We start from the raw sequence: 866 nt of genomic DNA, 5'->3' as shown, positions 1-866 counted from the left end.
CGTTGACAATTACGAAGAACTCCCCACTGACTATCGGATTGAAGCCATTCCCACCCTATTATTTTTCAGTCAAGGCGAAGAAGTTTATCGAGTGTCTGGTGTTGTCGATCAGTCTGTCTTATCAAATCAACTGAAGGAATTACTCGAACAAGTGTCAACTTCTAATTCTGTGAGTTAATTCATTTAAAGGAAGGCTGATTGTAGCCTTCCTCACTTCCTCAAAAATTCCAAAAATTGTAATCAACCTATCCAAAAATTAGCCATGAATACTGATCTTAATTTGTTAAAACCGTTTAAACTCGGCGCTTATGAACTCCCTAACCGGATGGTGATGGCACCCTTAACTCGGATGCGGGCAAAAGCAGGCAATATTCCTCAAGAAATGAATGAGGTTTATTATACTCAACGAGCATCTGCGGGGTTAATTATTAGTGAAGCTACTCAAATTTTACCCCAAGGATTAGGTTATCCTAATACACCTGGAATTCATTCACCCGAACAAATTCAAGGATGGAAAAAAATCACTCAAGCAGTACATAAAAATAATGGCAGAATATTCTTACAACTCTGGCACGTCGGTCGCATTTCTCATCCCTCTTTACAACCCAATGGAGAGTTACCTGTAGCGCCGAGTGCAATTGCACCAGAAGGAAAGGCAAATACCTTTTCAGGAGAGCAACCTTTTGTCACACCGAGAGCGTTAGAAACCGAAGAAATTCCGGCAATTGTTGAACAGTATCGTCAGGGTGCAAAAAATGCTCTAGAAGCAGGATTTAACGGGGTAGAAATTCACAGTGCGAATGGTTATTTACTAGATCAGTTTCTTCATGATGGTTCCAACCAACGTACAGATCAATATGGCGGTT

General features: G+C 40.6%; 2 protein-coding genes. Both read left to right on the top strand.

The features are described from left to right. Positions 1-178, top strand: a 178-nt coding sequence (locus tag M595_RS28020; RefSeq protein ID WP_023069926.1) for a thioredoxin family protein, incomplete at its 5' end; no start/stop codon positions are given. 84 nt (positions 179-262) lie between these two features. Further along, the coding region (locus M595_RS28015) for an alkene reductase (protein ID WP_040484792.1) at positions 263-866 on the top strand (604 nt) is incomplete at its 3' end.

It is taken from the genome of Lyngbya aestuarii BL J (genome assembly GCF_000478195.2).
Classification (GTDB): Bacteria; Cyanobacteriota; Cyanobacteriia; order Cyanobacteriales; family Microcoleaceae; genus Capilliphycus; species Capilliphycus aestuarii.
The sequence above is the reverse complement of the archived record's forward strand: the minus strand, read 5'-3'. Positions and strand labels throughout refer to the sequence as shown.